Consider the following 14,432-nt stretch of genomic DNA (forward strand, 5'->3'; position numbering starts at 1 on the left):
TGGAACGGCCATTTATACCCAGTTTCCTGGTTTAGTGGCCAACGAGTCACACAATCACTACACGATAGCCATTTTCAAGTCCTGCTTGTTCAGCAACCCGCTTGGCCGTCAGCAATAAATGTCCCATCAAACTATGGTCTTCAGGTGAAGCATCAGCTAACTTGGGAATAGGCTTTTTCGGAATCACGAGGATATGAACGGGAGCTTGAGGATTAATATCTTTGAAGGCCAGGGCCATGTCATCCTCATAAACAATGTCCGCCGGAATCTCGCGCCGGATAATTTTACTGAAAAGAGTGTCTTGCTGGGTCATTTATCTATATTCAAACAACTTACTATATAAATTAAAGAATAAAGGAATATGTTAGCTAGAGTCTGGAGTGCATCAATAATTGGCATTGAGGCCGTCAAAGTGGGTGTGGAAGTCGATGTATCGGGGGGACTGCCAAAAATTGTCGTTGTGGGGTTGCCAGATGCAGCAGTTCAAGAATCAAAGGAAAGAGTCAAAGCTACTCTCAAAAATTGCGGTTATGCCTTCCCTATGCGGAAAATTCTGGTTAATCTCACCCCCGGAGATTTACGCAAGGAAGGCCCCAGTTTTGACTTACCTATTAGTATCGGAATTTTGGCTGCCTCGGAACAAGTGAATGCAGACTTACTCGGAGACCATCTATTTTTGGGAGAAGTTTCCCTTGATGGTACATTACGACCAGTAGCTGGAATTTTACCCATTGCTGCAGCAGCAGAAAAAATGGGAATTAGCGGGTTAGTTGTGCCTGCTGCTAATGCAAAGGAGGCGGCGGTAGTTAAGGGGTTATCGGTTTATGGATTTGACAATATATTTGATGTCACTGATTTTTTGAATAATCCCACTAACTTTTCTCCTGTAGAAGTAGATATTGCTGAGATTTTGGCAAAACAACAATTTTCTGGTTTAGATTTGAAAGAAGTTAAAGGACAAAATCATGCCCGTCGTGCTTTGGAAATAGCTGCTGCTGGGGGGCATAATTTGATTTTTGTCGGTCCTCCTGGCAGTGGGAAAACTATGTTGGCGCGACGTTTACCGGGAATTTTGCCTCCGTTGAATTTTGAGGAGGCATTGGAAGTGACTCAAATTTATTCTGTGGCGGGGTTGTTGAAAGATAGGGGGAGTTTGGTGAGCGATCGCCCGTTTCGTAGTCCCCACCATTCTGCTTCTGGGCCTTCTTTGGTGGGTGGAGGGAGTTTTCCGCGACCGGGGGAAATTTCTTTATCTCACCGAGGGGTATTATTTTTGGATGAGTTAACGGAGTTTAACCGCAATGTTTTGGAATATTTGCGTCAACCGTTGGAAGATGGGGTGGTGACAATATCGCGCACCCGAATGTCGGTGGAATTTCCGGCTCAGTTTACTTTGGTTGCTAGTACAAACCCTTGTCCGTGCGGTTATTATGGAGATCCTATTCAACAATGTACTTGTTCGCCACGGCAACGGGAGCAATATTGGGGAAAACTTTCGGGTCCGTTGATGGATAGGATAGATTTGCAGGTGATAGTTAGTCGGTTGAAACCGGAGGAAATTACAAGGCAGGACACTGGGGAAGGGTCGGTTGATGTGAGGGAGAGGGTAAAATTAGCACGCGATCGCGCTCGGTATCGGTTTCAGGATGAGGTTGGTTTAAGTTGTAATGCTCAGATGCAGAGTCGTCATTTTCGCAAGTGGTGTAAGTTGGATGATAGCAGTCGGGGTTTATTGGAAGGAGCGATCAGGAAATTGGGGTTGTCAGCGAGGGCGAGCGATCGAATTTTGAAGGTGGCGAGGACTATTGCCGATTTAGCGGGGGATGAGGAGTTGAAACCTGCTTATGTAGCTGAGGCAATTCAGTATCGGACAATTGATAGAATGCAGTAGCTTTGTAGGTTAGCTTGAGGAACATTAGCGGAGCTTATCCGGAGGATAAACCCAACAGATTAGGTTTTTGGTTTTTGTTCCCAGTTAACCCAACCTGTATTATACTCTTTACCCCCTACCTTACCCTATTATTGACATCCTCCCGACGTTACGCTAAGGGGACAACGAGGGACTCCTAAGCATAACGCTCTTAGGGTTTTCTGTTTCCTCTTACCTCTTCCGGAGGAGCTGCGCTAACAGAGAAGCTACGCTATAGCACTTGCCTCTGAGGTCGAGCCTCTTTTCGGTCTTAAGGTCGCTCCACAGTACATCGCCAATCCGACGGCTGCCCTAGAAACTGCTAGCCCAGCAGACTTAATTTAATTACAATAGCACACGCTTTGGAAAAACCGCAACATTGATTGGTTTTTCTATAGGACACTTCCACCCTCAGGTGAGCGCGGGTATTCAACCAACGTTGAGATCAAGCTCTTATCTAAATCCGGATTTAGTATTTAGAAGGATTTTTTATTTTGATAAAAAATCGCATACAATTATATTTTTTGTCAAAATAACCTAATCTAAAGGAATTTCTAGTTAAGCTCAAAACCTGATAATACCAAATCCGGGTATAAAAGGAGGCTTGTCCTATTCACAAATCCTATGTATAACAAAGGCTACAACTTTTTAAAGTACCCTCTTGCTAAGGCGGATTTAGTATAACATCAGCCATGGTCTACATTTAGATAGATTATACTCTATTCGTAAAAGTCAAAAATAACCATAGTTGCACTTTGGTTAAGAGTAGTTATAATACGAAAGAGATAAATCTGTTTCAAAAGAATTATGGGCAAATATTTAAATTAGGAGATGTACAGAAAAATTAATTAGGGAATAAAAAAATTAGAAGTTCGGTAATTCAATTGTTTTATTCAGATAATTCCTAAAACTTAACCTAACTTGAAATAAATAATCAATCCTTCTGAATAATAATTTCATCGCTATTTTTAAGAATAAAATACAGAAAAACTAACCAGCAAAAAAAATTAGAACAGATAATTTCACAATCAAAATCTGAAACCTAAGAAAAAAAGCTGGTAAGCCAGGGAATTTAAAGATAACACTTAACTTATGGAAATACCATTTGACATAACTCTGCTGATCATCCTGACTGTAATCAGTGGTATAGCAGCCCAAGTTCTGGCAGCCTACCTGAAAGTACCTGCGATAGTCTTTTTACTACTATTTGGTATTCTAGTAGGCAAAGATGTTTTGGGAGTGGTACATCCAAACCTACTGGGTAATGGTTTAGAAGTGGTAGTATCCTTATTTGTAGCCCTCATTCTCTTTGAGGGGGGCTTGAATTTGGAACTTAGAGAATTAGGAAAAGTTTCCGGTAGTATCCGCAACTTAGTAACCATAGGTACACTGGTAACCTTAATTGGTGGTGGCATGGCCGCTCACTGGTTAGGTGAGTTTCCCTGGCCGATCGCATTCCTTTATGCCTCGTTAGTAGTAGTTACAGGGCCAACCGTGGTAGGGCCATTGCTCAAACAGGTTTCAGTAGACCGACAAGTAGCGACCTTGTTGGAAGGAGAAGGAGTTCTCATCGATCCTGTAGGAGCAATTCTGGCCGTATTGGTATTGAACATAGTTTTAAATGAAGGCGCTGACCCTTTAGGATTATTTAGAGACCTAGTTGTGCGCTTAGGAATGGGGACTATCATTGGTGCAACAGGAGGCTGGATTTTAGGATTTACCCTCAAAAGAGCAAAGTTTCTGTCTGAAGAATTAGCAAATCTGGTAGTTTTGGCGGCTCTATGGGGAATGTTTGGTCTAGCAGAACAAGTCCGTAGTGAATCAGGATTGATGACCACAGTCGTAGCAGGAATTTTCGTTGGGGCAGCCGAAATACCAGAGTTACGATTATTAAGGCGGTTTAAAGGACAACTAACAATGTTGGCCGTTTCAGTGTTGTTTATTTTACTAGCAGCAGACCTATCCTTAGCAAGTATTGTTGCTCTAGGTTGGGGAAGTGTATTTACCGTTTTGAGTTTGATGTTCCTGGTTCGCCCTCTCAACGTCTTAATTTGTACTTGGAATAGTAAGCTTAATTGGCGACAAAAGATGTTTGTCAGTTGGGTTGCTCCTAGAGGAATAGTTTCGGCTTCAGTTTCTTCTTTGTTTGCTATCTTGTTAACTCAGAAAGGTATTAATGGTGGTGACTCTATTAAGGCTTTGGTGTTCTTGACAATTATTATGACTGTATTTAGTCAAGGACTAACCGCAAGGTTTGTGGCTCAATTTTTGGGAATTACTTCTAGTGCTGCTACTGGTGCTGTTATTGTGGGTTCCAATCCTCTGTCCCGATTGATTGGACGTATATTTAAGGACAGGGGTGAATCAGTGGTACTCATAGATACGGATGAGGAAGCTTGTCAGCAGGCAGAGAAGGAAGGTTTGCAAGTATACAAAAGTAGTGCCTTTGATACTAATGTCCTAGAAGAGGCTGGTTTAGAATCAGTGGGAACTTTCTTAGCAATGACTAAGAATGAAGAAGTAAATTTAGTTTTGGCTCAAAGAGCAGCAGAAGAATTTAAGCCACCAAGAGTATTAGCTATTTATCCAAAAAGTCCCCAGCATAAAAGTCAAAATGGTAAAGAGAAGGTTCAACAACCATTTGCTTTAGAGTTAAATATCAAAAGTTGGAATAAATATCTTTCTGACAGAGAAGTGAAATTAGGGGAAACAGTCCTTAAGCAATTGGGATTTGAGTTCCAAAAGACTCACCTTAAGGCACTTATTGGAGCAAGGGAGTTAATGCCACTTTTGATTGAAAGGCAAGGAAGTCTTCAAGTATTATCTGCCACAGAAAATTGGCAACCAGGCGATCGGATTATTTATTTGCTACATGACCCTAAACCTAAGCTTCTCAAACGACTATCTGGAGCTCAGCAATCAAATTTAACTATAGAAAAATATCCAACTGTTGAAGAAGTACCTATCCCTTCTTCGGTTCTCGAATCTGAACTCTGATAGAACGGAGGAGTCAGGAGTCAGGAGTCAGGAGTCAGGAGTCAGGAGGAAAAAAAAAGGAAAAGGAGAAGATAGTTTTTGATCGCTAATTAAACGGACATGATCAGGACTTACGCAAATTCACCTTGAAAACGTCATATGTAGGGACGCCATTCGGAGCTTTGCGTTAGCAAATGGCATTCGCCCTCACTCAATTTAGTGTCCGTGCGTAAGTCCTGATGATATAAGAAGTTAGTAGCACCTTCTAAAAATCTAGACAATCCTAGACACGCTCTTCATCGGTGACTAAGAGCGATTTTCCGGCTCACCTGTCCATAAGTCTACTGGCAAAGAAGGTTAATGTTCCGCTCAAACACATTGAGTTTAGGATTCCCTCTGGGGTTTTCGTCCTTATGAAAAGTCGAGTCCAAAACACTCCATAATTGTTACTAAAATCCTCTGGTCTTAGCAGACATATGCAATAATAACACAGATTAATGGCGTAAAAACATAGACCTTTTGTATATATTCCTTTTGTATATATTTGTCTAAGATAGTCTATGTTTTTAAGCTTTAGCAAACAACAGTAGTGCCTAATATTAAGGTCAATTGAAGTGAGTTGATATAACTAAATTTTCAAGTTAAAAATCAGGATGAGCTACTGTCTTAACTCTGAATGCCGAAAGCCATATAATCCTTCCGGTCATCGATTTTGTCACAGCTGCGGAGCTAAGTTACTTTTGGGCGATCGCTACCGTACTGTTAAGCCTATTGGTCAAGGTGGCTTTGGCAAAACATTCCTTGCTGTAGATGAGTATAAACCTTCCCGACCCCGTTGTGTAATTAAACAATTTTTTCCTCAAAATAGTGCCAATGCCGAAAAAGCTGCTGAGTTATTTGGTCGGGAGGCCGCCAGACTTGATGAGTTGGGTCAACATCCTCAAATCCCAGAATTAATGGCTCATTTTCAACAAGGTGAGCAACAATATCTCATCCAAGAATTTATTGATGGGCAAAATTTAGAGCAGGAATTGGTTGTTAATGGGGTTTTTACTGAAAATCAGATTCAGGAGTTACTTTGGGATTTGTTGCCTGTGTTGGAATTTGTCCACGAACGGCAGGTAATTCATCGCGATATTAAGCCAGAAAATATTATTCGGCGAAACTCAATTACGCTTCCTGATGGTAGAGGGGAAATTAAAGGCCAGTTGGTGTTGGTGGATTTTGGAGCTAGCAAGGTAATTACAGAATCTTCTCTTGGGCAAACTGGAACGATGATTGGTAGTGCGGGATATGTTGCTCCGGAACAGTTGGCGGGAAAGGCGGTTCCTGCTAGTGACCTTTATAATTTGGGGGTTACTTGTATATATTTGTTGACTCAAGTAGCGCCTTTTGAGTTGTTTGATGTTGTTGAGGGTAAGTGGGTTTGGCGACAATATTTACAGTCTAATATTAGTAAAGAATTGGGGATAATTATTGATAAGCTTTTGGCTCCAAACATTAATCAAAGGTATCAGTCTGTAGAAGATGTTTTAAAAGAATTAGAGTCGGTAAAATATCAGAAAAGTTTTGCCTCTTCAAAATCTCAAGCAGGAGGTAATAATCCTTCTTTGTTAACAAAAATGCTTGGGGGTATTCCACAAGTTATTAAAGGTCGAATTATGCAAGAATTTGGGAAAACTGAAGCAGCGATCGCTTCTTATGACCTTGCTATTTCTATTCGACCAAATAATTATGATGCTTGGTATAAGAAGGCTGAGGTTTGTCATCAGTTGAAACGTTATGAAGAGGCAATTTTTTGTTATCAAAAAACTGTGAAATTGCAGCCTAATCATTGGCAAGCATGGCGAAGTTTGGGGGTGTTATTTTATCAATTGCAAAGATATGAAAAGGCTGTGGAAAGTTATTTTAAGTCTTTGGATATTGAGGGGAATCAACCTATGGTTTGGTTATGGTTGAGTTTGGCAATTAAGAAGTCTGGAGATGAGCAAAAAGCACAGATGTGTTTGGAGAAGGCGCGGCAAAGTTTACCGAAAAGTCCGGTGGAAACTTCACAAATTTTGTGGCAGGCTTGGGAAAAATTAATTCAGTAAAGGGAAAGGTACGTTCAACAATAGAAAAAAGGGCTGTGTCTATGGCTTCGATGGTGGAAAAAAGGTTAAAGGGCGTAAGCGCCATATAGTTGTAGACTCTCAAGGACTATTAATAGGTGTTTGAGTAACTCAAGCAAATGCTTCTGAGAGATTGGGAGCTATAGTTGTGCTCAACGAAGCCAGAGATAAGTTGTCGCTCACTGGAAGTGATATGGGTAGATCAAGGATATTCTGGTAAAAATTTCGCCAAGGCAGTTCAGAAAGTTTGTGGAGAACGAGAACAGTTTTTGCTAAACCCAAAATAAAAAGTTCGCTAAGACAATTCACACAACCTGCATGAGAAGGACTAATAGGAGACATTTTCAGAATTTCTCCTCGGATTAGTTCTACTCTTCATTTTCAGTTAATATTCCTGCTTCCAGCATTTGATAATACTGGTCTACAGTAAATAGTCGTCGCAATAATTGTACAGACATTACTAACTCCTTGAGAATAATTAATTATATGAATTTATTGTACAAATATTATCAACTTCTTGTGTGCTACCTAAGCATTAAGCAACAACTTCTTCTACTAATTCATAATGTAATCGCATTATTTGATTACTTGGAATAGTTTCCATTGCATAAGTTGTTCCATCATTATCAGAAAAATCTACTTCAAAAACATTATTATCGTATTCCATAACAATTGTTCCTACTTGTCCTCTATACAGAATAATAGATTCTCCTGTTTCAAAATGAGTTGTTTGTCTATCCTCAGTTAATGCAACAATATCTAATTCTTGTAATTGAGTCATTAATCATACCTCACTTACTAACAGGATAACAATTTGTTAATCAGGGAAAGTCTTCTCCTGTACAAATTATCCAAGCAACTAAAATCAGAGATTCTCCTATATTCAGTCTGGAGAAAGAACTTCATATTATAGTGTGTACCATATTCATTGAGTTTACGAATAAAAACTGATTCATTGATAACAGCTCTTTTAATAGCACTTTTCAAAATTTCTACATTTCCTAAGGTTATTCCTAGCTTTTGTTGAAAAAAGGTAGCTTTATTTTTCCATTTTTGATGATGAAAATTAAGACAATAGCTTTCAATTTTATTATCTAATTCCGCTTTAATCCCATTGGGAAGTTTCATAATTAAAAACTCTTTAATTAGAGCAATTTATCCTGCCATATACTCTACCCAAAACTAAAGCAGCATTCTGACCCCCAAACCCAAAACTCAAATATAAAACATTTTCCACCTGAGACTAACGAGCATACCTAACCAAGTCTAAGTCAAATTCTGCCTCATTTAATCCTACACAGGGAGGTAAAATCTGATGTTCGATCGCCACAAACAAAATGCAGCACCCAATGCTCCAGATACTCCCAATGTGTTACCAGTCACTCCCCTTGTCGAACTAACTGCCACTCTGTGAGAAAAAATTTGCTCAATTAAATTAGCTTCGTGGCGATCGTTTAATTTAGTTGCCATTCCATGAGCATGAATATAGTGCTATCACATATCTTGTAAGGTGCGTTACGTTTCTAAAGCACTCTACTAGAACTCTCATCGATTACATCATTATCAATTCCAGATGAATGCTGGGAAAATATTAATTAATTTTTAGGCGTTGCATATTTGTGGGATGAATTGTATGCTTGGACAAAAAAGAAGTATGAAGTATTAAGGATGAGATTTACCTGTTCAAAAAAGATTCATCCCGCCTCTCAGCAGCGCTAATTTTTATATTACTAATAGTTATCATAACCCAGGCTTAATGTCAACCTATTTTTTAATTTGTGAAGATTAAATGAAGATGAATCTTCAGAATTTTTGAAAATCTACTATAAATTTTAATTATAAGTCCAACGTATTTCCGTCGTTAAACGGATTTAGTATATTTGAATCATTAATTAGCATCATTTTTTTCGATCAAAATTTAGTTGAAAATTAGAATTTTTGCACGCACTATATCCTGTTCAACAACACACTCTTTTTTGATATATGATTTAGATATTCTCTGCCTTATTATTTATTAATAATCGCCGTTTTTTAGTCTATGATTTAATGTTGTTTTTAAAATAAAATTTAATATCATTTATCTCGATTTCACTAGAATTTATGGGGATTAGAATAACTTATATCTTCATGTCTCTTTGATTTGGTAAAGATTCAGTAAAGATGGTGATTTACTCTTGCTTTATTTTGATAGGATTCGCTATTCTTAGAGGTCGTTTGTAAAGAATTATGAAGTGTTTTTACCCCTGGCAAATTGGGTATTTCAGCCTATAAATCTGGGATAAATAACCAAGTTGTTACAGTTTAAAGGTCAATCATTGTATACTACAAAACTTTACAAACAGTCTCTTAATTCAGAACAAATTAATAGGAGTTTTCCATGAATAACTTACATAAAAGTCTGATAGCAAGCAGTGTAGTTGCTGTAGGTCTAAGCATTAGCGAAGCTTCTCATGCTATCACCTTGATCAAAAGCCAAGACTTTGCCGGACCTCGCCAAAATGTGCCTTCACTATTTTATGATCTAGGTGATGGCTTAGAATTGACAGTTACTGCTGGGGTTCACTCTGGTGGATCTCGTGCAGATGCTCCTTTAAATGTTATTCGCTCTGCTGACATCTCTCAAACAGATGGATTATTCTCTGGTATTGGTGTTCGTAGTAGATTTGCTGACTCATCTCAACTAGATGCTTCTGGTCCAAACGAATTTCTGCGTTTTACTTTTAATAAAAAAGTGACTCTATTATCCACTATCTTTGACGCTGCTAGTAATTTTGGTCTTGGAACAGACGAATTTGATCTTGGCATTGATGGTATTGACTTAGACATTAATGATACTTTCGGAACCGATAGGCTCCAGAATTTTCCTGGATTCGGTTTGACCCGCGAGGTAGATTTCAGTGGTGGTGTTGACTTTGATGGTGACGGAACCAATGCTCTATTCCCTGCCAAGGGTTTAGTGTTCGATTTCTATACTGACGATCGCAACGACGATTTTCTGATTAAAGAAATTAAGGTTGCTGTAGATGTGCCAGAAAGCACAAGTATCTTAAGTATTCTAGCTCTTGGTACTCTAGGTGCAGTTTCAACTCTCAAACGCAAACTGAAGCCTTCAAACTTCATCAAGTAAAAAACTAGAAAAAATGAAATGGTAGTGCATCAAGAAAGTGTGGGAATAATAAGATGATTATTGTTCCTAACGGGACTTGAGTAAAAAATGCCTTAAAAATAGTTTTAAACCCTTGCTATGTAATGCTTTAACGTCAAAATAATCTATTGATTGATCTATCTAGGTTTTCCTGCGGAATGCTACGCAAAGAGCCATTTTTAGCCAGATCAAGGAAAATACGTTGTTATCATTGAGTTTGAAGCCATTTTTAGCCTAAAAAATATTCAAGTCCCGCTAAATACTTTCAATCATCATGGAATCTCCTCTGTGTAGACATCAGAAAGCTCAGGTATCATGGAAAGACAAGTATTGGAAGTCAACGATATTATTGTCCTGAATGCCTACAAACTTTTCCTGCGGAATGCTGCGCAAACACCGATACTTTTGACAAGCTCTACTATCGTAGAAAAATTCAACCTGAACAAATGCCTATGGTTATAAAGGCTGATACAGTAGTTGAAGAGGCATTAGTCGAATAGTTAATCTGGCTGATAATACGGTAGTGAGTTGGGTGAGATATGTATCTGAAAAAGCACAAAAGATAGGCTTTTCATGGCACATAATTTGTCGGAAAAATCCTGAATTGAAAGAAAGCGAATATTTCAGCGAGAGTAGTAAAAGCGATCGCCCTTACTTCACAATTTTTTAGTTCTTCCTCAGATTGGAAAATTTAATTTCCTGAAGCTAAAACTAACACTGCATTCTGCCCCCCAAACCCAAAACTCAAACATAAAACATTTTTCACCTGAGACTGACGAGCATACCTAACCAAGTTTAAGTCAAATTCTGCCTCATTTAATCCTACACAGGGAGGTAAAATCTGATGTTCGATCGCCATCAAACAAAATGCAGCACCCAATGCTCCAGATGCTCCCAATGTATGACCCGTCGCTCCCTTTGTCGAACTAACTGCCACTCCCTGGGAAAAAATTTGCTCAATTAAATTAGCTTCGTGGCGATCATTTAACTGAGTTGCCGTTCCGTGAGCATGAACATAGTCAATATCTTCAGCAGACAAACCACTTCTTTCCAAACATTGAGCGATCGCTAACATTGCACTTTTTCCACTCAAATCTGGCGCATTACCATAAGTAGCATCATTTGTCAAACCAAAACCCCGAATTTGACCATAAATTTTAGCCGCTCTTTGCCGTGCAAATTCAGCCGACTCCAATACCAAAACAGCAGCTCCTTCCCCCAAAACTAACCCCTCCCGACTGCGGTCAAAAGGATAAGCACCTGTTTGAGCCAAAGCTCCCATTTTTCTAAATCCTGCTATACTCAGAGGTGTAATAGGAGATTCCACAGCACCCGCAATTACCTGTTGACATTGACCAGTTTCAATTAACTCTACGGCACGAGCGATCGCCCATATTCCCGTCGCACAAGCAGCCATTGGAGCAAGAACAGCGCCCTTTGTACCTATCTGACTCGCAGCAAAAATAGCAGGTTGATGGGGCAACAAATTAATAAATGAAGTGTCATCTTTTTCCAGATCGTTTTGCTGACCATCTCCAATAAGCTGCTTTTTTGCCAACTTTTCCAGCATTCCTTGATAGCCACGACTAGAACCGATGACTACACCACATTCATGTAGGGGCAGTGTTAAACCTGAAGATTTGACAGCAGTTTCTACGACTTCCTTGGTTAACTGAGTTAAATTAACAGGTTGAAAATTTATTAAACCCAAAGGTAGGGGAGGTAATTCTGCAAAAGGTTGATGTAACTTAATAGCAGACTTACCCTCCAAAAGTTTTTTCCAACTTTGATGGAGGTTCCCCAAAGCAGAAGTGAGACCGATACCCGTAACTACAACTTCCACAGTTAAGTTAAGATTCGTTGCTATTAGGTATGGTTAAATTTTCCAGACCTTCAACAACTTTCGCTGACTCAATGCGATCGCCAGCTTCAATATTATCGACAACTTCTTTCATCCCTTGTGTAACATAACCAAATACTGCATAGCTACCATTCAAAAATGGCAGGTCAGTTAAAGTAAAATAAAATTGGGATGAAGCAGAGTCAGGAAATTGAGAGCGAGCCATTGCTACAGCACCTCTTGTATGAGGCAAAACAGGTGACTCCGCAACACCAACTTCTTCTAAAGTGTTACTGTAAACTGGTTCTGAAGCATCTTGAGGTTTAATTTCCAGAGGAATGTAACGTTCGCTAGAGGTTGTGGGGTCTATAAAACCTCCTGTACCTAAATTATTTAAGGGGATATTGAGGTCTTTACTTTGAGGGTCGCCACCCTGAACCACAAAAGGTTGAGGTTTGCGCACTACTCGGTGAAATACTAACCCATCATAAACTCCTTTTTGAACTAAATCAATAAAGTTACCTGCTGTAATAGGTGCGTTAATGCCGTCTACTTCTATGGTAATAGGAGAGGAATTTACAGTCATTACTACTGTTGCTTTACCGTTTAGCTGAGGTAAACTGTTGTACTTAGCATCTAATGTTGTTTGACTTGATGGGGTCGAAACTTCTGTATTAGGAACAGAGGTGGCAGTACATCCTGTCACCAACAAAGTTACTACTATAATTAATGACAATAACCACTGGCTGATTTTTTTTTGCATTTTCACTCACAATTCAATGTTGATTTTTTGAGACTCTCATCGTTATAGCGCTGCGCGCAGGCAATAGGCAATAGGGGGAATAAATTGCCGATAATATAAGGTTTTAGCTATTGGGCAATTCCTGCAATTTGTACATAAGCCAGCGCACATTGCTATAAATTAAAAACTATAATGGGAGATTCTTGTTTGACTGACGTAACGCTACGGATTTCATGTGGATATTTTTAAATGTTCAAACTTAGTCAGGGATTACTTCTAACTTCTAACTTCTGACTTCTGAACTTCTACTATCACCCCTCCAAGCAGACATTTTTAAATGTTCAAACTCAGTCAGGGATTACTTCTAATTTCTAACTTCTGACTTCTACTAAAGACCTTCTAAAGGAACTTGAAGAAACTTAGCCAGTTGAGCCGCTTCATTTTCTAATTTTGACAAGGCCAATGGTTGACCGACACGGGTAAGAGGAATTTGCCTACTGTCTTTGAGACGAAGATATATAGCTCTACGGGGATTGAGACCTTCTTTAATATCTACCTTAATAGATTGCACATTTTCAGTAGGACAACTAAATTCTACTTTACGATTCTTACCAGGAAATCCCCAGCGAAAAATCATCACCTGGCCTTTTTCTTGGTTATACTCATTGTAGCCACCACCAATGTCCCAAATAATAGTTAACCACAAAAAAAGTCCATACAGTGTACCAAGCACACCATAAAATCCCATAGCTATTCCCTGGGGTAAAAAATTAAGTTGGCTAGGGTCGGCAACAAATAACAGATTAACTTTGAGATAACTAGATATCCCTGATAAGAGGAAACCAATACCTCCCATACTGACAATTACAGCCCAGAAGTAATTACTGAGACGACGAGACCCTATAATTTCCTTGCGCAGTAAGCGATCACCTATCAAAGTTTGAGTAGTCATAAACTTTCTATATTTACATACCATTCTCAATTTTAAAATTTTTTAGACCCAAAATAAATACAGAACCCTTATAGGACCTATTTAAAAATATAGGAGGAGTGTGGGGAGAGTCATTTGAGTTATCAGTTATCAGTACCTCTTGCAATAATGAGGCTTTACATCATCAGCTACGGTTTTTATACTACTTTTAATGTTACAATTTGACGTGCGGAATGTGGGTTTAATTGTGCAGATTTCCCTATCTCACCATCTCCCCATCTCCCCATCTCCCCATCATGTAGCGTTACTGCGTCAGTCCTGTTACATTTCCTCTAGATATTCACCCTTAGATTTACATATGAAAGATAAAGCGTGGATATGTGATGATAAAATAATTTTTACGTGGGCTAATATTCCACAAGGGTTCTATGCCATTTATTAAAATCTAAAGAAAATCTTAAATAAGTTTAAGGTATTGGGAAAGATAATTGCAAAATTTCTTAAATATATATATACTTATGTTAACTTGCTTAAGAAAGCAAACTTTTTAACAAAAACAGCGGGAAGTCCCGCGCTCTCCTGAAGGGGAACATAGAAAAAACAGGGGGAGGACATCACCTCTGTATAAACTGCAACTCCCCGTGCGGGTTGAAGAATTCCGCGTTGTCGCTCAAGGGCAACGTCGGGAGTATGTCAATAAAAGCAAGAGGATATAAAAGTAGTATGACTGTAGCAGTCGGACGCCCGCAGAGTCAAAGAGGACCATTTGATGTCCTGG

Annotated in this window: 10 protein-coding genes and 2 pseudogenes; 4 read left to right on the forward strand and 8 right to left on the reverse strand. The window is 39.1% G+C overall.

Annotated features, from left to right (window positions below; translation table 11 throughout):
- Positions 1-52: 52 nt before the first annotated feature.
- A pseudogene (locus D5R40_RS24020) lies at positions 53-313 on the reverse strand (histidine triad nucleotide-binding protein); the annotation flags it as partial.
- A 48-nt stretch (positions 314-361) separates the two neighbouring features.
- Here D5R40_RS24020 and D5R40_RS24025 point away from each other — a divergent pair.
- The 3 genes from D5R40_RS24025 to D5R40_RS42145 all read left to right on the forward strand — a co-directional run bounded on the left by D5R40_RS24025 (position 362) and on the right by D5R40_RS42145 (position 6,978).
- Positions 362-1,891, forward strand: a complete 1,530-nt coding sequence (locus tag D5R40_RS24025) for a YifB family Mg chelatase-like AAA ATPase (protein WP_124155320.1) — start codon at positions 362-364, stop codon at positions 1,889-1,891.
- A gap of 1,110 nt (positions 1,892-3,001) precedes the next feature.
- Positions 3,002-4,906 (forward strand): cation:proton antiporter, encoded by a 1,905-nt coding sequence (locus D5R40_RS24030; protein ID WP_124155321.1) that lies wholly within the window; start codon positions 3,002-3,004, stop codon positions 4,904-4,906.
- Positions 4,907-5,538: 632 nt separating this feature from the next.
- The gene (locus tag D5R40_RS42145; RefSeq protein WP_124145604.1) at positions 5,539-6,978 is read left to right on the forward strand and encodes a serine/threonine-protein kinase; all 1,440 of its coding nucleotides are present in this window, start codon (positions 5,539-5,541) and stop codon (positions 6,976-6,978) included.
- Positions 6,979-7,107: 129 nt separating this feature from the next.
- Here the strand turns inward: D5R40_RS42145 and D5R40_RS42830 are convergent, their stop codons facing one another.
- The 4 genes and pseudogenes from D5R40_RS42830 to D5R40_RS24060 all read right to left on the reverse strand — a co-directional run.
- On the reverse strand, positions 7,108-7,338 hold the full coding sequence (locus tag D5R40_RS42830; protein ID WP_205127409.1) for a hypothetical protein: 231 nt from the start codon (positions 7,336-7,338) through the stop codon (positions 7,108-7,110).
- Positions 7,339-7,531: 193 nt separating this feature from the next.
- Positions 7,532-7,777 (reverse strand): DUF4926 domain-containing protein, encoded by a 246-nt coding sequence (locus D5R40_RS24050; RefSeq protein ID WP_124145605.1) that lies wholly within the window; start codon positions 7,775-7,777, stop codon positions 7,532-7,534.
- Between the two features lie 17 nt (positions 7,778-7,794).
- On the reverse strand, positions 7,795-8,124 hold the full coding sequence (locus D5R40_RS42835) for a DUF6883 domain-containing protein (RefSeq protein WP_353734923.1): 330 nt from the start codon (positions 8,122-8,124) through the stop codon (positions 7,795-7,797).
- A 13-nt stretch (positions 8,125-8,137) separates the two neighbouring features.
- Positions 8,138-8,484 (reverse strand): annotated as a pseudogene (locus tag D5R40_RS24060) (beta-ketoacyl-ACP synthase); the annotation flags it as partial.
- Between the two features lie 889 nt (positions 8,485-9,373).
- On the opposite strand from D5R40_RS24060, the gene D5R40_RS38035 reads away from it, so the two are divergent.
- Entirely contained in the window at positions 9,374-10,123 is a 750-nt protein-coding gene (locus D5R40_RS38035; protein WP_205127685.1) for a hypothetical protein, read from the forward strand.
- Positions 10,124-10,832: 709 nt separating this feature from the next.
- Here the strand turns inward: D5R40_RS38035 and D5R40_RS24070 are convergent.
- The 3 genes from D5R40_RS24070 to D5R40_RS24080 all read right to left on the reverse strand — a co-directional run bounded on the left by D5R40_RS24070 (position 10,833) and on the right by D5R40_RS24080 (position 13,675).
- Positions 10,833-11,984 (reverse strand): beta-ketoacyl-ACP synthase, encoded by a 1,152-nt coding sequence (locus D5R40_RS24070; RefSeq protein ID WP_124155322.1) that lies wholly within the window; start codon positions 11,982-11,984, stop codon positions 10,833-10,835.
- 7 nt (positions 11,985-11,991) lie between these two features.
- Positions 11,992-12,744, reverse strand: a complete 753-nt coding sequence (locus D5R40_RS24075; protein ID WP_124147547.1) for a peptidylprolyl isomerase — start codon at positions 12,742-12,744, stop codon at positions 11,992-11,994.
- Between the two features lie 367 nt (positions 12,745-13,111).
- The gene (locus tag D5R40_RS24080; RefSeq protein WP_124147546.1) at positions 13,112-13,675 is read right to left on the reverse strand and encodes a photosystem I assembly protein Ycf4; all 564 of its coding nucleotides are present in this window, start codon (positions 13,673-13,675) and stop codon (positions 13,112-13,114) included.
- Positions 13,676-14,432: the final 757 nt, after the last annotated feature.

Origin of the sequence: Okeania hirsuta (genome assembly GCF_003838195.1) — a bacterium.
Classification (GTDB): Bacteria; Cyanobacteriota; Cyanobacteriia; order Cyanobacteriales; family Microcoleaceae; genus Okeania; species Okeania hirsuta.